The following is a 232-nucleotide window of genomic DNA, read 5'->3' as shown; positions in this document are numbered from 1 at the left end:
CTCCCACCTGATGTGGCAGGGCATGGACGTCATCGCCTGCGTCAAGTGGCTGGGCCCGCTGGTGTTCCACGCCGCCGCCAAGGACGCGACACTCTGCCCGGGCGCCGACATCCGCGGCGTACTGGACACATCGTTCACCCGCGTGCCCGCGGACGCGCCCGGCAAGGTGCCCACGGGCTACGGCTTTTGGTGCAACGCCTGGCCTCAGAACCCGGCGTGGAAGTTCGTCGCG

1 pseudogene is annotated in these 232 nt (G+C 69.8%); it reads left to right on the top strand.

The window, feature by feature from the left end:
• Nucleotides 1-22: 22 nt before the first annotated feature.
• A pseudogene (locus OP79_RS49460) lies at nt 23-232 on the top strand (sugar phosphate isomerase/epimerase); the annotation flags it as partial.

It is taken from the genome of Streptomyces yerevanensis (assembly GCF_000716805.1).
GTDB lineage: Bacteria > Actinomycetota > Actinomycetes > Streptomycetales > Streptomycetaceae > Streptomyces > Streptomyces flaveus.
This window is presented reverse-complemented; position numbering and strand designations above follow the sequence as displayed.